The sequence below is a fragment of the Bacteroides sp. GD17 genome (assembly GCF_038448625.1).
Taxonomy (GTDB): Bacteria; Bacteroidota; Bacteroidia; order Bacteroidales; family Bacteroidaceae; genus Bacteroides.
Window position 1 is genome coordinate 357,852 of sequence record NZ_JBCEZS010000005.1, and the last position, 18,302, is coordinate 376,153.

The window sequence follows — 18,302 nt, forward strand, 5'->3', positions numbered from 1 at the left end:
AAACATATTTATCATGAAAACAGTATTTAATATCGTTTTAGGCTTATGTGCTCTGGTTTTAGTTTATATCTGCTATACCAGCATTATGGGTCCTATAAACTTTGAAAAAGCGAAGAAGCACAGAGACGCAGCAGTCATTGCACGTTTGATGGACATCCGTAAAGCACAGTTGGAGTACCGTACTCTGCATGGTCAGCAGTACACCGCCAGCTTCGATACGCTGATTGACTTCGTAAAGAACCAGAAGCTTCCGTTCATCTACAAACAAGGTGAATTGAACGACAAGCAGCTGGAAGATGGTCTGACTGAAAAGAAAGCTATCGCCATCATCGAGAAAGCCAAGAAAACAGGCAAGTATGATGAAGTTAAGAAGTGGGGTTTGGAAAACTTCAAGCGTGACACTTTGTGGGCAGCCGTATTGGATACGATCTTCCCCAAAGGTTTCAATGCTGACTCTATGAGATATGTTCCTTTTGGAAACGGTGCACAATTCGAAATGGCAACACGTAACGATACTGCCAAGTCCGGTGCTCCTTTCTGTCTGCTCGAAGTGAAGACTCCGTACGATGTTTACCTGAATGGTCTGGACAAGCAAGAAATTGCTAACCTGAAAGACTTACAGACGAAGCTGGGTAAATATAGCGGTCTGATGATCGGTAGCTTGGAAACAGCTAACAACAACGCCGGTAACTGGGAATAATCTCACCCCGACACAATACGTATGATAGAAACAACTGATTTTAATAAATCGGAACAGTATACATTATCCATCCGTCTCAGTACGGATGGATTTTCTTTTTCTGTATTCAACCCCTTGGGCGACGGCGAGCTTTCTTTCTTTGACCGTGAAGTGGATGAGTCGCTCTCCCTCACCGCCAACCTGAAACAAACCTTCCGCGAAGTGGAATGGCTGAGCCGTCCTTACCGCCGTGTCAATGTGCTGATGGCGGACAAGCGCTTTACGTTCATCCCGCTGGAATTCTTTGAAGACGAACAAGCGGAAATCGTATTCTATCACAATCACCCGAAGCGGGAGAACGAACTTGTTCAGTACAACATTCTGCATAAGAATAATTCCGTTGTATTGTTCGGCATGGACAAGAGTGCCTGCATCTTCCTGCGCGAACAGTATCCCGATGCAAAATTCTACTCCCAGGCCAGCCCCTTCATCGAGTTCTTTGCAGCAAAGAGTCGCCTGGGCAACAGCCGTAAGATGTATGTAAACCTGCGGAAAAATGCCGTAGACGTGTACGGCTACGAACGCGGACATCTGCTCCTTGCCAACTCTTTCGAATGCAAGGAAACAGCCGACCGCATCTATTACCTATTATATATATGGAAGCAACTCGGCTTTGAGCAAGAGCGTGACGAACTGCACCTCACCGGCAGCCTGCACGACAAAGAACAGCTACTGCCCGAACTGCGAAAATTCATCCGGCAGGTGTTCATCATGAACCCCGCCACTAATCTTGACCTACAAGCCATAATCTCATGCGAGTAATCAGCGGAATATACAAAAGAAGACGGTTCGACGTGCCCCACTCCTTCAAGGCACGCCCCACTACGGACTTTGCCAAGGAGAATCTGTTCAATGTGCTCTCCAACCACATCGACTTTGAAGACGGTGTACGCGCCCTCGACCTCTTTGCAGGCACGGGCAGCATCAGTATCGAACTCGTATCCAGAGGATGCGACCAAGTGGTCAGCGTAGAGAAAGACCGCGACCACTACGCCTTTATCTGCAAAATTATGCAAGAGGTGAAGACTGATAAATGCCTGCCCATCCGCGGCGATGTATTCAAATACATCAAGAGCGGAAAGGAACAGTTCGACTTCATCTTTGCCGATCCCCCCTATGAACTGACCGGACTGGAAACCTTGCCCGACCTTATCTTCGAAAACAACCTGCTGAAAGCAGACGGACTGTTCGTGCTGGAACATGGAAAGAAGAACGGCTTTGAAGAACATCCGCACTTTGTAGAAAGAAGGGCATACGGCAGCGTGAACTTCTCGTTCTTTAGATTGAGTTCCGGTTCTTCAGAAACAGAAGATATAGATACTACTGATTAAAGAAGCGGCGCCATCAATCTCACAATGCTCTCGGCAGCTTTACGATACCAGGGACGCTTTACCCAGTTTTTCAGGAATACTTGCGTGCACTCCCGCTGATCCTGCAAGAAGATTTCGCGCATTTCGAGGGCGGTATCCATGTCGTAGATAAACGCATTTACTTCAAAATTATGCTCAAAGCTGCGGAAGTCTACATTGGTGGAACCTACCGTGGAGAGTTCGTCGTCCGACACCATCAGCTTGGAGTGCAGAAAGCCTTTCTTATAAAAGTATACCTTGACACCCGAATAAAGTACATCTGCCAGATAAGAGCAGGAACCCAGGTGCGTCAAGCGGTTGTCTGCACGCATGGGGAGCATCAGGCGCACGTCGACACCCGCCAAGGCGGCAGTCTGCATGGCTATCAGTACACCTTCGGTAGGAAGGAAATAAGGAGTCTGAATGTAGAAGTATTTCCGCGCAGCGGAGATGGCCATGACAAGTCCCTGCATGATGTCTTTCCAGGGACCGATAGGTTCGCTTGTTACAATCTGTGCCAAAGAAGTGCCACAGTTTTCTATCTTCGGGAAGTAACGGGCGGAAGTAATCAGCGTGCGGTCTACGAAGTACCAGTCGAGCAGGAAAGCAGTTTGCAAGCCATGAACGGCTTTGCCTTCGAGCAGAAGGTGCGTATCGCGCCAGATGCCCCACGAGAAGCCGCGCATATAGCGTTCTGCCAGGTTCATGCCACCCACGAAACCTATGCGGCCGTCGATGACAACAATCTTCCGGTGATTACGATAGTTCACTTTACTGGTGAAAAGCGGGAAGCGTACTTTGAGGAAGCTGCGCACCTCAATGCCCGATGCCCGCATTTCTTCGAAGAAGCGGTTGGGGACGTGCCAACAACCTACGTCGTCGTAGATGACGCGTACCTCGACGCCTGCACGCGCCTTTTCCATAAGGACATCGCGCACCATACGTCCGGTGGCATCGTCTTCGAAGATATAGAATTCCAGATGAATGTGGCGGGTGGCTTTCTGCAATTCGCGCAGCAGGGATTGCAACATGGAAAGGCCGGAGGTATAGGTTTCCACCCGGTTGCCGTCGAAAGGAAAGGCCTGATTGGTGTTGCGGAACAGGGAGATCAGGCGACTGTAGTTCATAGGGAGCGCACAGGAGTCTTGTGCCAGATACTCAGCCATCGGCTTCCTGAGCAGGCGGCTGTAACTCTTCCTTCCGATGATACGCACACGGCGCTGGCTACGCCCGAAGAAGAAATAAAAGATAAGCCCCACTACAGGAAGGAACATCAATACCAGTATCCACGCCATAGTCTTCACCGGATTACGGTTGTCGAGGATGACAACGATAATCGTACCGATGATAGCACCGAAATAGATGATGTCGAATGCTACCGAAGCAATCTGGCTGGCAAAGAGATTCCAATCGAACATGTTCACAAACAATTAAGTGTGAAACAAATGTAAGAAAAACACTGAAACTTCTACCAGAGATTACAGAGATTAACATAAATGGGAATTTACGGAGTATCTCAAATTCCTCCGCCTGAAAGGGGAGGTGCCCGTAGGGCGGAGGGGTTTCACATCCGAAGGGACTTGCACAAAGTTACTTTCTATTTATGTAAGACCCCTCCGCCCGCAAGCGGGCACCTCCCCTTTCAGGCGGAGGAGTTTGAGATACACTTGTTATCACACGACACTAAATTATCATTTATCAGAAAGGCCGGCGTCCGCCAAATCTTCCGGGACCACCGGGACCGCCAGGACCACCAAAGCCATGTCTGCCTTGCATCCTCTCGCGTGCAGCCTTGCTGCCGAAAATATTCAGACGATAAATAAAGTGCAGCATGCAGTAGCTGTTCACGCCATTATACTCGTACACCGAGCGGCCGCTTGCCGTCAGCGAACGGCTGATGTTACTCTGCTTCTTCAGGATATCATACATCTCGAAGCTGACCGTAGCGTTTCCTTTCAGGAAGTTCTGCGCCACCTGCGCATTCCAGATAAGCTCATTACGATTCATACTGCTATCCGTATAACCACGACGGCTTTGGTTGGCAATATTGGTAGAGACCGTCATGCTCCAAGGCAAGGTCACTTGTGTATTGGCACCATAAGAGAAGTTGTAAGGCTCCTGATTATTGGCCGGCGTCAACTTATCTTTTTCTATTGAATAAGAAATGCTTCCGTTCAAGCCGAATTCAAACCAATCGTTACGATAAGCGGCGTTCAGGCGTTCGCCCAGCGTCAGATTGGTCGTTGTATTCTTGTTTTCCTCCTTCGTCTTGTTGTCAGTCAGATAAGCTACATTGTTCTGATAGTTGACATTGGAGAAGGAGTTGATGGTATACTTCTTATTAGGAAGTGCCGTATTAAATCCAAACATACCAAACGCATTCCAGTTACCGTTGATGTTCTTCGGGGTAGTGGTCCATCCACCGGTTTCGGAATTGTACACACGGCTGTTGCTGATACTGTTTTGGGTTGCCGAGAAGTTGGCATGCGCCATGATGCCACGCTGCTTTTCGGCATTGTACGTATTGTAGAACAAACGCATGTTGTGCGTAAAGGAAGGCTTCAAGCCCGGATTACCCACGCGAATGTTCTGCGGGTTGGAGTTATCGACAATCGGCAGCAAGTTTTCCATGCTCGGCTGGCCGCTGCGTCCGCGATACGTCAGGCGCAACTGGCTCACTTTAGAGAAACGGACACGTAAATCTACATTCGGAGCAAAGTTAAACACATTGCGGGTAGTATCAATCATATAGTCGCCACGCTTGTAAGACAAGACCGAATGCTGTGGCTGGAACGACATACCGGCACTCAACTGATACTTTTCGCGAATAAAGCGTAGAGACACTGAGGCGTCGTGGTTGTAGTATCTGTATTCAGCATACTTACCCAAGCTATCTACCGCATGTTCTTCGTAGCCTGCCGGAAGTTGAGTGGACAATCCCCAGTCCGTGAAGTTCTGCAAGTCGTACGTCGTCTTGTCACTCTCGCTATACTTGTATTGGAATTGATAGCTGAACTGCAGGAAAGTAGCACGGGCAATCGGCTCACTGTAAGTAAGCTGTGCCGTGTAGTTATAGTTTTTGGTAGGCGTAGTGATATACTGGTTACGGATCAGCACCGAGTCTTGTCCCAGATAGTTCTGCAACTGGAAGTAATGCGTTTCGGACTCTGTATACTGATTGTTGTCATTATCGCTATAGCCGAAGTTACCGCGTAAAGTGATATTGCGTCCCTTTGTATTCAGCTTTCTGTTCAATTGCAGAGTGGCATTGGCAGAGGTACTATTATTATCACTCAGCGAACCGCTGTTAATGGCATTGATACGGATGCGGCGCAACGGGTCTTCACCGGTAATTGAAGCCAGATTCAGATAGTCGTTCGGATTAGCCACCAAGTTATAAGGATCTTCGTTGAACGTCCCGGATTCCGAATTGGAAAGATTATCCGTCTTGCCATACGAGAAGTTGGGACGGAAAATGATATTCGTCATAGAATCCGGCTTCCATTCCAGGCGGAAGTCAGCATTGAAATTCTTGTTCTTGTTGCGCTGCTTGCTGTTGGAGTTGGAGTAAGAGTTACCGTTCGGCAAGAAGTCCTCTGTAGAACCGATGCTTGCAATATCCCCATCCATAAAGTTATAGCGCGCGCTACCGCCCAACTCCAACTTTTCAGTCTGGGTAGCAAAGTTCACACCCGCCATCTTCGTAGCCGTCAAGCCGTTGTTTCTACGCCAGCGGGGACCACCGCCACCACCGGAGAAACCTTGGTCATTTACGTTGTTGGCAGAACCGATTACTGAAACCTGTGTTTTATCCACAAAGCGGTTCACCATAAGGCGCCCCAGATAACGGTCTTCCGTTCCGCCTGCCACATCGGCATTACCGAACCATCCCTGATTCATACCCTTCTTCACCGTCAAGTCGAGCACTGTCTCTTCCTCACCGTCATCAATGCCGGTGATACGCGCCAAGTCGGACTTCTTATCGTATGTTTTCAGCTTTTCCACCATGTCTACCGGCAGGTTCTTCAAACCGGTCTTCACGTCTCCGCCGAAGAACTCCTTACCGTCGACCATAATCTTCTTCAGGTCTTTACCGTTGATTTTCACATTGCCTTCGTCGTCAATTTCTGCTCCGGGCAATTTCTTTACCAGTTCTTCGAGCATGGCGCCTTCGGGGGTACGGTAGGCAGAGGAGTTATACATCAACGTATCTTCTACAACCTGCACCTGCGGAGCTTCTGCCGTAACCACAGCTTCCGCCAACATCACGGCGTCACTCTCCAGCGTCAACACCCCCAAGTTCTTTTGCGGAGTGGCGTTGGAAAGCTGCATAGGCTGCCACAACGTTTTGAATCCGATATAAGAAACCTTTAGTACATACTTTCCAGGCTTTACCGGGGGCAAGGAAAAAAATCCCAGATTGGAACTGGCCACACCTGCCGCCTGGGTGCTGTCGGGCAATGAAAGCAACTGTACTGTGGCTTGTATTGCAGGTTCCTTCGTGTCTTCCATGACACGGCCCGAAACTGTGATGTTCTTTGTTTGTGAAAATACGGACAGCGTTGTTGCCAGCAGCAACACCATCCCCGTAATAATCTTCTTCATGCGTCTATTCTTTGTCTATTCTTTAAAGTGAACAATGTCTTCTAATCACTGTCACCTTTGACAAGCTTCCGGGCAAAAGGTTTAATGCCCCGCATGACGATTTGCTCTATTTATCGACCATTCCGCTTAAATAATCGATCAACAGTCGCTTTCTTTATACCAAATTCCAAGCAAAGCACATCCAATATCAGAAATATGAGAAAAGAGGAAGAATCTACCGAAAGGAGATCACCCTTCGCTACACGATAAAGCATGCCGCCGAAGATGAAAAGTACAGTCAGGAAGATGGCATTGCGCACGGCTTTGTTGCGTATCTGCTCGATTTCCTTGTTTTCGTTCTTTGTCAGGGCGAAGATAATCATCAATGCCCCCATCATCATCAGAAGTTTAGAACATTCCTTGTAGAACAGCAGGTTAGCATCGGTCACTCTTCCCAGCATCAACATCAGGAAGGGGAGGAATAACGCTAAAGCAATAATGAAATATCCTAACGGACGGCAGTATACGGGTAACAAAGCTCTCATTTTGAATTCTGATTTATGATTTATAAAGTTTTTAGTGGGACAAAGATAACACTTATTGCCGAAAGAGTTATCTTTGCCCTGCAATAAATCACAAATCCGAAATCGTCTTATGAGTAAACAAGAAGTAATCCTTTGCGAAGGACTGGAAAGCAGTCTGACGCACGCTATAGAGAAATGCCCCCATGACAAGCTCTTCATCCTTACCGACGAGCACACCCACCGCCTCTGCCTGCCACAACTAAACGGCATCCCGGCACTGCAAGAAGCAGAGGAGATTATTATCGGTGCAGAAGACGTACACAAAAATCTCGAAACACTGGCTTCCGTCTGGCAAGCGTTGAGCGAGAAAGGAGCTACACGCCACTCCCTGCTCATCAACCTGGGCGGAGGCATGGTAACCGACCTCGGCGGCTTTGCCGCCTCCACCTTCAAACGGGGAATCGCTTATATCAACATCCCCACCACCCTGCTTGCCATGGTCGACGCTTCCGTAGGAGGCAAGACGGGCATCAACTTCAACGGCCTGAAGAATGAAATCGGCGTTTTTGCACCTGCTGCCAGTGTGCTGCTCGAAACGGAGTTTCTGCGTAGCCTCGATGCGCACAACTTCTTCTCCGGCTATGCCGAAATGCTGAAGCACGGCCTCATCAGTACGCAGGAACATCTGACGGAACTGTTGACATTTGATACGGAAAAGATAGATTACGTCATGCTGAAATCTATGGTAGGCCGCTCCGTGCAGGTAAAGGAACGCATTGTAGAAGAAGACCCGCTGGAACACGGCATCCGCAAAGCCCTGAACCTGGGACATACCGTAGGCCATGCTTTCGAAAGCCTTGCCCTTGCCGAGAACCGTCCGGTGCTGCACGGCTATGCCGTTGCCTGGGGCATTGTCTGCGAACTGTACCTTTCTTATATAAAAGCAGGCTTCCCGAAGGAGAAGATGCGACAGGCCATTCAGTTCATCAAAGAGAATTATGGCAGCTTTACCTTCAACTGCAAGCAGTACGACCAGCTTTACGAACTGATGAAACATGATAAAAAGAACACCGCCGGCGTCATCAACTTCACCCTACTGAAAGAAGTCGGCGACATCTGCCTCAACCAGACAGCGGACAAGGACACTATCTTCGAGATGTTCGACTTTTACAGGGAATGCATGGGGGTATAATCCTCCTGCACTCCCCTCCTATAAACCGGCCTTTATTATCTCCCGCTCCTTCCTCGGCAAGCTCTCAACGACCAGATGGTATGACCGGGCTACAAGTTCCTTAATCTTGCCGTCCGGTACATCACTGTCAAAATAGACACTAATCCAGTACTTCTTATTCATGTGCCATCCCGGTTTTATCCCTTCATAGCTGTTACGCAGTTCTTCTGCTTCTTCCGGACGACACTTGATGCAACAAAAATCAAACACTTCAATATTGACAAAGCAAAACCATTTGTCTGCCACATAAAAGCAGAGCACATCACGGCTATATCTATCGGCCACATTCGGGAAAGGCATCTTCTCGCTCACCCCCGGCAAGGAAAGGCAATACTCCCTGAATTCTTCAATATTCATATTCTACTCCTCCAACTAAAATTTCATGAGAGAACTTCATACTCTCCGCAATGTGGAGATACGTATCTCAGATAAGCAAAGGTAGACATATTCCACATGATGTGCAAGTATACGTCCCTCTTATCATTAATTAACAAAACGCCGTGCAGGGTTTCTACAAACATCTTATTTCTATAACAGAAGCACCTATTCCGAATGTTTAATTTAAAAAAGTACACTATGAAAATGAAATCATTTTTTAGCAAGAAAATTTTAATCGCTGTTGCAGTCATCAGTTCCATAAGCCTTCAATCCTGCCTGGACGACGATGACAACTATTACGGCATGAGATATCCCAATGCCCTGGTAACGGTAAAGACTGATGCAGACCAGACTGTTTTCCTGCAACTGGATGACAAGACTACCCTGCTGCCTACCAACATGAAGAAATCTCCCTACGGCGAGAAGGAAGTCAGAGCATTGGTGAACTACGAAGAAGTGGACGAACCCAGCGATATCTACAACCAAGCTGTACACATCAACTGGATAGACAGTATCCTTACAAAAACCATCGCGCCGGATTTGGGCGAAGAGAATGACGCCATATACGGTACCGACCCGGTGGAAATAGTAAACGACTGGGTAACTATCGCAGAAGACGGCTATCTGACCCTCAGATTCCGTACTATGCAGGGAAACTACAGCACGAAGCATTTCGTCAATCTGCTGTTGAGTAAAAATCCGGAAAACCCTTATGAAGTGGAATTCCGCCACAATGCCAATGGTGATACCTATGGAAGTGAAATGGACGGCCTGGTAGCCTTCAAGCTGGATGCTCTGCCTGATACGGAAGGCAAGACCGTCAAGTTGAAACTGAAATGGAAATCATACAGCGGCGAGAAGTCTGCAGAATTTGATTATTGCACCCGCAAGTCGGTAACTCCCGAAAGTTCTGCTGTCACAGCGGTAAGAAACAACCTGAACTTACAATAACTTTCTCCAGTGTATATCTGTCTTCTTCAAGCTATTGGCAGGAGACAGATATACAACTTCCCCTCATCGGCAGTATGTTTTATCCTATAATTTCAAAAGTCAGCCAAGAAAAAACAAAAGAAATATTTGTTATTTCAAAATAAAGCACTACTTTTGCATCCGCAATTCGGGATGTAGCTCAGCCCGGTAGAGTACGCGTCTGGGGGGCGTGTGGTCGCAAGTTCGAATCTTGTCATCCCGACTACCGATAAAGCATTGATAATCGAAAGATTATCAATGCTTTTTTCTTTTAGAGCACTCCTGCCTATCATGCGGTTTAAACGTGGGGTTAAACAAGATGTTTAAACTGAGGTTTAAACTTGATTCTTGGGATAATGACTGAAAGAACATCTACTATGTTAGATACCCTTTCTTTATATTTAATAATTAACTAATCAAATTTGCAAGTACGCATATAAGTACATACCTTTGTGTTATATAAAAAAAGAAGGAGTTATGAGAACAGCAAATTATACGGATTTAAGAACCAATCTTAAGAGCTACATTGATTCTGTAATTGATGATTACGATACTGTAATTGTTAATCGTGGAAATGGTAAAGGAGTCGTGATGATTTCTCTGGATGAGTACAATTCTTTAAAGGAGACTGAATATATTATGTCGTCACCAGAAACAATGGCTGCCATACGTCAAGGTGAAGAAGATATTAAGAACGGCAATTATTTAGCCCAGAATGAAGGGGAGAGCATAGAGGACTTCTTAAACCGAGCATCATGTACAGAATAATATTGACTGACCAAGCACGGAAAGAATATCTCTACTTCTCGCAAAGTGGCAATAAAGCTATTCTAAATAAAATCACAGCCTTACTGAACGATATTACAGAACATCCTTATACAGGAATTGGAAAACCAGAGCCACTCAAATATGAACTAGCAGGTAAATGGTCAAGAAGAATAACCTCTGAACATCGTCTTATTTACTCTGTAAATGATGATAAGATAGAAGTACATATCCTTTCCATGAAATACCACTATTCCAAGAAGTAAAAATACTACATTATTAATTGAAAGGACATCTATTAAGCTAGGTGTCCTTTCTTTATTTATACACCTTATTAAACTTGCTCCACATCTTCTCCTTACCTTCTCCCTACCTACTCCTTACCTTCTCCTTTCCTATAGCTAAGGAGTAGGTAAGGATTTGACCTATATCAGAAGCATAGCAGATAAAATAGAACTTACCCCATTTTCTGCTTCAGATAAACCATATCTTTAAGCAAGACACCTTCTTCAACCATGAGGTGATCATAGTTATCAATAAAGAAATTCTCGATGCGATGGGAATACTCAAAGCCACAACTCGTATAAAAGCCGATTGTACTTGGAACATCCCCGGTTCCGACTATCATCTGAATATATTTTCCCGAATAGTAATCCAGCAGATAGTTTATCAGTCGCTTACCATATCCTTGCCGTTGCGAATCAGGAGAAACGGCGATATTCTTCAATTCGCAGACGCCCTGCCCCTCATCGGTAACCACACAAACTGCTTTCACCCCATTATCTTCGAGCACAAACATTTCGCCACGCTCCAGATAACGGTCTATCATAGACTCCTGTTCATCGGCAAGTAAAAGCAAATTCAAGTATCGCTTTTTGTCAGTAGCCAACAGAGATATTTTCATGCTACTTTCTATTTTTTACCAGCATAAGCACCGGATTTGATTCCTCATTCAGTTCGGCTGCTATTTCCTTCAACTTGCCTTTCAATTCATCATTCTCGTATGCATCGACAAGCCGGGCAGCTGACAAAGTCTGGTAAGTGGCTATTTTACCGTTTATCGGATGCGAGGTTATATCTACTTCCTGCTTCTTCGCATAGTCATTATTGAGCACAACAACCTCAGATACAGCATTTTCCTGCTTGTCGTACATCAAGTCTGTAATTGGGAATCCTTTTCCCGTCGTAAAGTCAAACTCCTTCTTTATGGTTTGCATGAAGAAATAGCGATCTGTCATAGTTCCCATCGTAAGGAATACTTCAGGATCTTTGGAAGGGGTTCTCACAATGAAAGGAGTCAATTTATTCTCTTTTGACAGATAATGGTACACCGTATCGGAAGACGTTTCTACGAGCAGGCAATCGCTGTAATACGGAATGATGGGACGTATAGAAGCTACCGCAACCCCTTCTCCTTTCTGCACATACGGTGCCTTGACTATGTCGAAAGGAATTGGGAGTTCCCGGGTAATGCTGCCATCCTGCTTCGATATAATCGCATGATAGAATTTCTTGTCCCTACTTTCTCCCTCTTTGTAATAGACGGACATATCATAACAAATCAAGTTATCCTTATCATAATCGAGTACATTCAGATACTCAGCACCTTCTGCATGGTTGAAGCTTCGCTTGAAGTTACCGGAAAGATCGTATACCAATATCCTTTTTATTGAAGAACTGTTGACAAACATTTCATTGTTGTCCTCGTTCAGAACAATCCCGTTAATATAGGTATATTCTTCAGCCCCTTGTCCTTTCCGGTTTATCTTTCTCAGTCCCTTTCCGGTTTTTCTGTCAAAGACAAAGATATCTCCATCATTTCTCCAGTTTTTCACTAATATGTATTTGTCACCTATATCCAGTACGTCGCCTTGGGTGATAAATTCATCATTCGTTTCCAATGGGATGTATTCCACATCCATAAAGTCTTGAAGAATTAGTTCCTTTTCGGGATAACTTGCGTTGACATCAACTGTGATAATGCCAGTTGTCTCATTTCTTTTTCCACACCCGGCCAATACAGCCATTAAGAACAAAGATGTGACTAATCTTATACTTTTCATAGTTTTTATAATTATTTTATGCTTGCAGGCAAAAGTACGAAAAGTAAAATCTAATATGATATCAAATTCAACTTTTTTATCCCGTTTTACCTTATACTTTATACCTACTTGTACGATAAGATGGATGTAGGAGAAATATAATGTGATTGCCAATCGGATGTAGGGTGTAGGAGGATATTATAATTACTGAGTGCGCATACCTCCTTTTATCCATTGCCATAATTGTTTCCACCGTTGTTCCTGCTGTACTCTTTTATACAGTTTGTATCTTTCGCGGACAATGGTCAGGGCAGCAGTCAGCTTTGCCACTTTTTCTTCTTCATAATTATATTTGTCCTTTCGGGCAAGCTTCAATGCTGTATGTAGCAGGCAATAAGTACATTCCAGGAAAGAAGGCTTCAGTTTCTGCCATTTTGCTTCGTCACCCAGATCTCCCATGTACTCTTCCAGGAAATGGTAAACATCACCGGAGGCTATCATATCCTTTTTCATGTGGCAAGGACAGAGAGGATGCCATTCAAAAACATTTTCCATAATATCCGAAATAAAGTCGTACAACATAGGCTTGCCTTTTTAATCGGATTCAGGTACAAAAAAAGTGCGCACCCAATCCAATATATAAGTTTCGGAGGTGCAGCGAACAACCCAGACACATCTATACACTGAATGGGTACGCATATCGTTGCATTAGAACATGCGAAACCCTATTCAGTTCAGATGTGTCTTTTGAGATTTTCGCTGCTTCCCGAAAACACTTAAACTGATTACTATAATACGATACTTCTTGAGTATCTGCCGCAAAGATAGCGAAAAGAAAGATATCACAACAATAATTTCCCAACAATATCCTCACTTCAAAGGATAATCACTACATTTGCCGATCACTGTATAGCAACATCTCAATCCGGACAATATCCTGCAAAAGCAACGACTTATGATAAAGCAAGACTATCTGATACGTATGATTCAGGAAATCATCTCCTTAATCGTCAACGCAATACTGAACAAGAAGAAAATCCGTCAGAAAGAATGGACGGAGTACGACGGACTGACACAGCAAATACTGGGCTTTCCCGCCAAAGAATTGCTGAATATGAGTACGCAGGAACTTATCGGAAGATACGACAAAGACTCCGACAAGACCAGCAAGATAGAACTCGCCGCCATGAACATGCTAAAGTTGGCAGAAGACATAGAAGACAATATTCTGCTGAAGTCCCGGCTACGGCAAGACGGGCTGCAACTGCTGAAGTACGTACAAAAAGAAGATGGTGCCTACTCACTGCAACGGGAATATGTGATAAAGCTTCTGGAAACAAATAAATAAATTAGCATTTCCACTCCTGTAAAGATAATACGTTGCAGCTACCATGATTTCCGGCAGAATTATTATTTTTGCACTCTAAACGTAAAATTATGGGAGCAGCAAAATGGATAGGCGGTATCATAGGCTTTATGGTCAAAGGGCCGTTGGGAGCTTTGGCAGGATATGCACTCGGTTCGTTGTTCGATACCGACGATAGTTCTGCCGACGACAAATACAGCAGAGAACAGACAAGAGACACCTGGGATACCGGAAATGCCGGACAGCGGAACAGTTTTCTTTTCTCCATGCTGGTGATGGCCTCGTACATCATCAAGGCAGACGGACGCATCATGCACAGCGAAATGGAGTTCGTCCGCAAATTCCTCAGAATAAACTTCGGAGAAGCTGCCGTAGACGAAGGACAGCAAATACTGCTCAACCTCTTTGAACAACGCAAGCAGATGGACCGGCAGAACCCGATGGCATTCAAGAACACCATCCGCGACTGCGGAAGACAGATCGCCGCCAACCTGACTTACGAAGAACGCCTGCAACTGCTGGACTTCCTGGTGAATGTAGCCAAAAGCGACGGACACATCTGCAACCAGGAAATAGAAGCGCTGAAAGAAGTAGCCCTCTACATGGGTTTGTCCGTGCAGGAAGTGGAATCAATGCTCAACCTGGGCGGCAACTCACTGGACGAAGCCTACAAAGTACTCGAAATATCTCCTACCGCCACCAACGACGAAGTGCGTGCCGCCTACCGACGCCTGGCACTGAAACACCATCCCGACAAAGTGGCCATGCTGGGAGAAGATATAAAGAAAGCCGCCGAAGAAAAATTCCAAAGCATCAACAGCGCCAAAGAACGGATTTACAAGGAAAGAGGAATGAAGTGACACTATATTTATGCATACATTATACGTTTTCGAATATATTTATTACTTTTGTCCATCGCTAACAATAACGCATCAATGATATTTATGAAGAAAATTCTTGCCTGCATTACCCTTGGCTTCACTGCCATAACCAGCTTTGCATCTGCCCCCCTATGGATGCGCGACGTAAAAATCTCCCCCGACGGTACGGAAATCGCATTCTGCTACAAAGGAGACATCTACAAAGTTCCCGCAAAAGGAGGAACAGCTACACAGCTCACCACTCAAGAGACTTACGAATGTACCCCCGTATGGTCACCGGACGGCAAGCAAATAGCTTTTGCCAGCGACAGATACGGTAACTTCGACATCTTCGTGATGCCTGCCAACGGAGGCACTGCCCAACGGCTGACCACCAACTCGGCTTCCGAACTTCCCTCTGCATTCACCCCGGACGGCAAATACATTCTGTTCTCCGCATCTATCCAAGACCCTGCTACAAGCGCCCTTTTCCCCACTTCCGCCATGACCGAAGTGTATAAAGTCCCCGCAACGGGCGGACGCACCGAGCAAGTTCTGGGTACTCCAGCCGAAGCCATCTGTTTCGACAAATCGGGCAAACAGTTCTTCTACCAAGACCGCAAGGGTTTTGAAGACGAATGGCGCAAGCATCACACCTCCTCCATCACCCGCGACATCTGGGTGTACGATACCCAGACAGGCAAGCACACCAACCTCACCCAACGCGAAGGTGAAGACCGCAATCCGGTACTCTCGCCCGACGGCCAGACCCTCTACTTCCTGAGCGAGCGCAACGGCGGTACGTTCAACGTATACTCTTTCCCGCTCACTCAACCGCAGTCGGCCCAGGCAGTGACATCCTTCAAGACCCACCCCGTGCGCTTCCTCTCCATGAGCAGCAACGGAACACTGTGCTACGGATATGACGGCGAAATCTATACCCAGCAGAATGGTGGCACTCCGCAGAAAGTCGCCATAGAAATTACCCGCGACGACCAGCCGCAGACAGCCCACCTGACCTATTCCAGCGGTGCAACCTCCGCCACCGTCTCCCCGGACGGAAAGCAAGTGGCTTTCATTGCCCGCGGCGAAGTATTCGTCACCTCGACCGACTATGCCACTACCAAACAAATCACGCATACCCCGGCACGCGAAGCCGGCCTCTCCTTTGCCCCGGACAACCGCACCCTGGCATACGCCAGCGAACGAGGCGGCAACTGGCAACTCTATCTTGCCAAGATAGCCCGCAAAGAAGATCCCAACTTCCCCAATGCCACCCTCATCAACGAGGAAGTCCTCCTCCCCTCCTCCACCGTGGAGCGTGCCTACCCGCAATTCTCGCCCGACGGCAAGGAACTGGCCTTCATCGAAGACCGCAACCGCCTGATGGTGCTCAATCTGGAAACAAAGAAAGTGCGCCAGATCACCGACGGTTCCACCTGGTACAGCACAGGCGGAGGATTCGACTACGCATGGTCGCCGGACGGCAAATGGTTCACCCTCGAATTCATCGGAAACAGGCACGACCCGTACTCAGACATCGGCCTTGTCAGCGCAGAGGGCGGACAGCCCATCGTTAACCTGACGAACAGCGGCTACATGAGCGGTATGCCCCGATTTGTACTCGACGGCAACGCCATCCTCTTCATCACCGAGCGCTACGGCATGCGTGCCCACGCCTCATGGGGTTCGCAGAACGACGCCATGCTCGTATTCCTCAACCAGGATGCCTACGACAAATATTGCCTGAGCAAAGAAGACTACGAACTGCGCAAGGAACTGGAAGACGAACAGAAGAAAGACAAAGAGAAAGACGACAGCAAAGCGAAAGACAAAAAGAAGGACAGCAAGGAAAGCGATGCCAAAGAAGAGAAGGTAAAAGACATCGTTGTGGAACTGAAGAACATCGAAGACCGCATCGTGCGCCTCACCCCGAACTCTTCGGACCTGGGTAGCGTCATCATTTCCAAAGACGGCGAAGCGCTCTACTACCTGGCTGCCTTCGAAGGTGGCTTCGACCTCTGGAAGATGGAACTGCGCAAGAAGGAAACCAAACTGCTCCACAAGATGGATGCCGGCTGGGCCGACATGGAAATAGATAAAGAAGGCAAAAACATCTTCTTGCTGGGTAGCCGCAGCATGCAGAAACTGAACACTTCTTCCGACGACTTGAAGTCCATCTCCTACCATGCCAACGTAAAGATGGATCTGGCTGCCGAACGCGAATACATGTTCGACCACGTGTACCGCCAGCAACAAAAGCGCTTCTACAACCTCAACATGCACGGCGTGGACTGGGATGCCATGACTGCCGCCTACCGCAAGTTCCTGCCGCACATCAGCAACAACTACGACTTTGCCGAACTACTGAGCGAGTGGCTGGGCGAACTGAACGTATCGCATACCGGCGGACGCTTCTATCCGAAAGGACAAAGCGAACCGACCTCCAGCCTGGGACTGCTCTTCGACTGGAATTACCAGGACAAAGGCATGCTCATTGCCGAAGTAATAGAGAAAGGCCCCTTCGACAACGCCAACACAAAGGTGAAAGCCGGTGTAGTGATTGAGAAGATAGACGGCACGGAAATCACTCCCGAAATGGATTACTACACATTGCTCAACAATAAAGCAAAGAAGAAAACACTCGTTTCACTCTTCAACCCGCAGACCAAGGAACGTTGGGAAGAGGTGACAATCCCCATCAGCAACGGTGCACTTAGCGACCTGCTCTATGCCCGCTGGGTGAAACAGCGTGCGGCAGATGTGGATAAATGGTCCGGCGGACGCTTGGGCTATGTGCATATCGAATCGATGGGCGATGACAGTTTCCGCTCCGTTTACTCCGATATCCTGGGGAAATACAACAACCGCGAAGGCATCGTCATCGATACACGCTTCAACGGTGGCGGACGTCTGCACGAGGATATAGAGGTGCTGTTCAGCGGCAAGAAGTACTTTACGCAAGTGGTTCGCGGTCGCGAAGCCTGCGACATGCCCAGTCGCCGCTGGAACAAGCCGTCCATCATGCTGACGTGCGAAGCCAACTACTCCAATGCACACGGCACGCCGTGGGTATACAGTCATCAGAAGTTGGGCAAGTTGGTAGGCATGCCGGTTCCGGGTACCATGACCAGCGTATCTTGGGAAACGTTGCAAGACCCGTCGCTGGTATTCGGCATTCCCGTCATAGGCTATCGCCTGCCGGATGGCAGCTATCTGGAAAACTCGCAGTTGGAACCGGATATCAAAGTAGCCAATGCGCCCGAAACGATTGTAGCCGGTGAAGACACACAGCTGAAAACGGCGGTGGAAGAATTGCTGAAGGAGCTCGATAAGCGCTGAGTAGGCGGAATACGCTAAAATTAAGAACGAAAGCCTCTTGTCATGACATTGTGACAAGAGGCTTTCGTCCGTTATAAATACACGGACAATGCACGCTCCTTATTAGAACTTTTCGTATCTTTGTGTCGTTGTAATGCAACGAAACGAACCCTT

17 protein-coding genes and 1 tRNA gene are annotated in these 18,302 nt (G+C 47.1%); 11 read left to right on the forward strand and 7 right to left on the reverse strand.

The genetic code is table 11. From position 1 onward, the window contains the following. Positions 1–13: 13 nt before the first annotated feature. Genes AAE250_RS10435 through AAE250_RS10445 form a run of 3 tightly spaced genes read left to right on the forward strand, consistent with a single transcriptional unit; the run spans position 14 to position 2,070 of the window. The gene (locus AAE250_RS10435) at positions 14–700 is read left to right on the forward strand and encodes a hypothetical protein (protein ID WP_294595885.1); all 687 of its coding nucleotides are present in this window, start codon (positions 14–16) and stop codon (positions 698–700) included. A 21-nt stretch (positions 701–721) separates the two neighbouring features. Then, a complete protein-coding gene (locus AAE250_RS10440; RefSeq protein WP_294595883.1) occupies positions 722–1,501 on the forward strand; it encodes a DUF3822 family protein in 780 nt (259 codons plus the stop codon). Continuing rightward, positions 1,492–2,070 (forward strand): RsmD family RNA methyltransferase, encoded by a 579-nt coding sequence (locus AAE250_RS10445; RefSeq protein ID WP_294595881.1) that lies wholly within the window; start codon positions 1,492–1,494, stop codon positions 2,068–2,070. The genes AAE250_RS10440 and AAE250_RS10445 overlap by 10 nt, the downstream gene beginning before the upstream one ends. On the opposite strand, the gene cls is transcribed toward AAE250_RS10445, so the two are convergent. The 3 genes from cls to AAE250_RS10460 form a co-directional block, all read right to left on the reverse strand. Continuing rightward, positions 2,067–3,506, reverse strand: a complete 1,440-nt coding sequence (cls, locus tag AAE250_RS10450; protein WP_294595879.1) for a cardiolipin synthase — start codon at positions 3,504–3,506, stop codon at positions 2,067–2,069. The genes AAE250_RS10445 and cls overlap by 4 nt on opposite strands. 280 nt (positions 3,507–3,786) lie before the next feature. After that, positions 3,787–6,693: a TonB-dependent receptor gene (locus AAE250_RS10455; RefSeq protein ID WP_294595877.1), complete on the reverse strand. Its 2,907-nt coding sequence runs from the start codon at positions 6,691–6,693 to the stop codon at positions 3,787–3,789. 110 nt (positions 6,694–6,803) lie between these two features. Continuing rightward, positions 6,804–7,217, reverse strand: a complete 414-nt coding sequence (locus AAE250_RS10460) for a hypothetical protein (protein WP_294595876.1) — start codon at positions 7,215–7,217, stop codon at positions 6,804–6,806. A gap of 109 nt (positions 7,218–7,326) precedes the next feature. Here AAE250_RS10460 and aroB point away from each other — a divergent pair, with 109 nt between their 5' ends. After that, the gene (gene aroB, locus AAE250_RS10465; protein ID WP_294595875.1) at positions 7,327–8,388 is read left to right on the forward strand and encodes a 3-dehydroquinate synthase; all 1,062 of its coding nucleotides are present in this window, start codon (positions 7,327–7,329) and stop codon (positions 8,386–8,388) included. An 18-nt stretch (positions 8,389–8,406) separates the two neighbouring features. Here the strand turns inward: aroB and AAE250_RS10470 are convergent, their stop codons facing one another. Further along, on the reverse strand, positions 8,407–8,784 hold the full coding sequence (locus AAE250_RS10470; RefSeq protein WP_294595874.1) for an MmcQ/YjbR family DNA-binding protein: 378 nt from the start codon (positions 8,782–8,784) through the stop codon (positions 8,407–8,409). A gap of 219 nt (positions 8,785–9,003) precedes the next feature. Here AAE250_RS10470 and AAE250_RS10475 point away from each other — a divergent pair, with 219 nt between their 5' ends. The 4 genes from AAE250_RS10475 (at position 9,004) to AAE250_RS10490 (ending at position 10,805) form a co-directional block, all read left to right on the forward strand. Then, a complete protein-coding gene (locus AAE250_RS10475; protein WP_294595873.1) occupies positions 9,004–9,756 on the forward strand; it encodes a NigD-like protein in 753 nt (250 codons plus the stop codon). A gap of 167 nt (positions 9,757–9,923) precedes the next feature. Further along, positions 9,924–9,997: transfer RNA gene (locus AAE250_RS10480), tRNA-Pro, on the forward strand. Positions 9,998–10,251: 254 nt separating this feature from the next. Continuing rightward, entirely contained in the window at positions 10,252–10,542 is a 291-nt protein-coding gene (locus AAE250_RS10485; RefSeq protein WP_294595871.1) for a type II toxin-antitoxin system Phd/YefM family antitoxin, read from the forward strand. Then, complete coding sequence (locus AAE250_RS10490) at positions 10,530–10,805, forward strand: Txe/YoeB family addiction module toxin (RefSeq protein ID WP_294595869.1); 276 nt, start codon at positions 10,530–10,532, stop codon at positions 10,803–10,805. Before AAE250_RS10485 ends, AAE250_RS10490 begins: the two co-directional genes overlap by 13 nt. A 191-nt stretch (positions 10,806–10,996) precedes the next feature. Here the strand turns inward: AAE250_RS10490 and AAE250_RS10495 are convergent, their stop codons facing one another. From AAE250_RS10495 to AAE250_RS10505, 3 genes are all read right to left on the reverse strand, one after another. Continuing rightward, complete coding sequence (locus AAE250_RS10495; RefSeq protein WP_294595866.1) at positions 10,997–11,443, reverse strand: GNAT family N-acetyltransferase; 447 nt, start codon at positions 11,441–11,443, stop codon at positions 10,997–10,999. A gap of 1 nt (position 11,444) precedes the next feature. Further along, on the reverse strand, positions 11,445–12,602 hold the full coding sequence (locus AAE250_RS10500; protein WP_294595865.1) for a 6-bladed beta-propeller: 1,158 nt from the start codon (positions 12,600–12,602) through the stop codon (positions 11,445–11,447). A 183-nt stretch (positions 12,603–12,785) separates the two neighbouring features. Next, a complete protein-coding gene (locus AAE250_RS10505; RefSeq protein WP_294595864.1) occupies positions 12,786–13,163 on the reverse strand; it encodes a hypothetical protein in 378 nt (125 codons plus the stop codon). A 373-nt stretch (positions 13,164–13,536) separates the two neighbouring features. On the opposite strand from AAE250_RS10505, the gene AAE250_RS10510 reads away from it, so the two are divergent. The 3 genes from AAE250_RS10510 to AAE250_RS10520 all read left to right on the forward strand — a co-directional run bounded on the left by AAE250_RS10510 (position 13,537) and on the right by AAE250_RS10520 (position 18,149). Continuing rightward, entirely contained in the window at positions 13,537–13,929 is a 393-nt protein-coding gene (locus AAE250_RS10510) for a hypothetical protein (RefSeq protein WP_294595862.1), read from the forward strand. 89 nt (positions 13,930–14,018) lie between these two features. Next, positions 14,019–14,807, forward strand: coding sequence for a DnaJ domain-containing protein (locus AAE250_RS10515; RefSeq protein ID WP_294595860.1), 789 nt, complete (start codon positions 14,019–14,021; stop codon positions 14,805–14,807). Positions 14,808–14,891: 84 nt separating this feature from the next. Beyond that, positions 14,892–18,149 (forward strand): S41 family peptidase, encoded by a 3,258-nt coding sequence (locus AAE250_RS10520; RefSeq protein WP_294595858.1) that lies wholly within the window; start codon positions 14,892–14,894, stop codon positions 18,147–18,149. Positions 18,150–18,302: the final 153 nt, after the last annotated feature.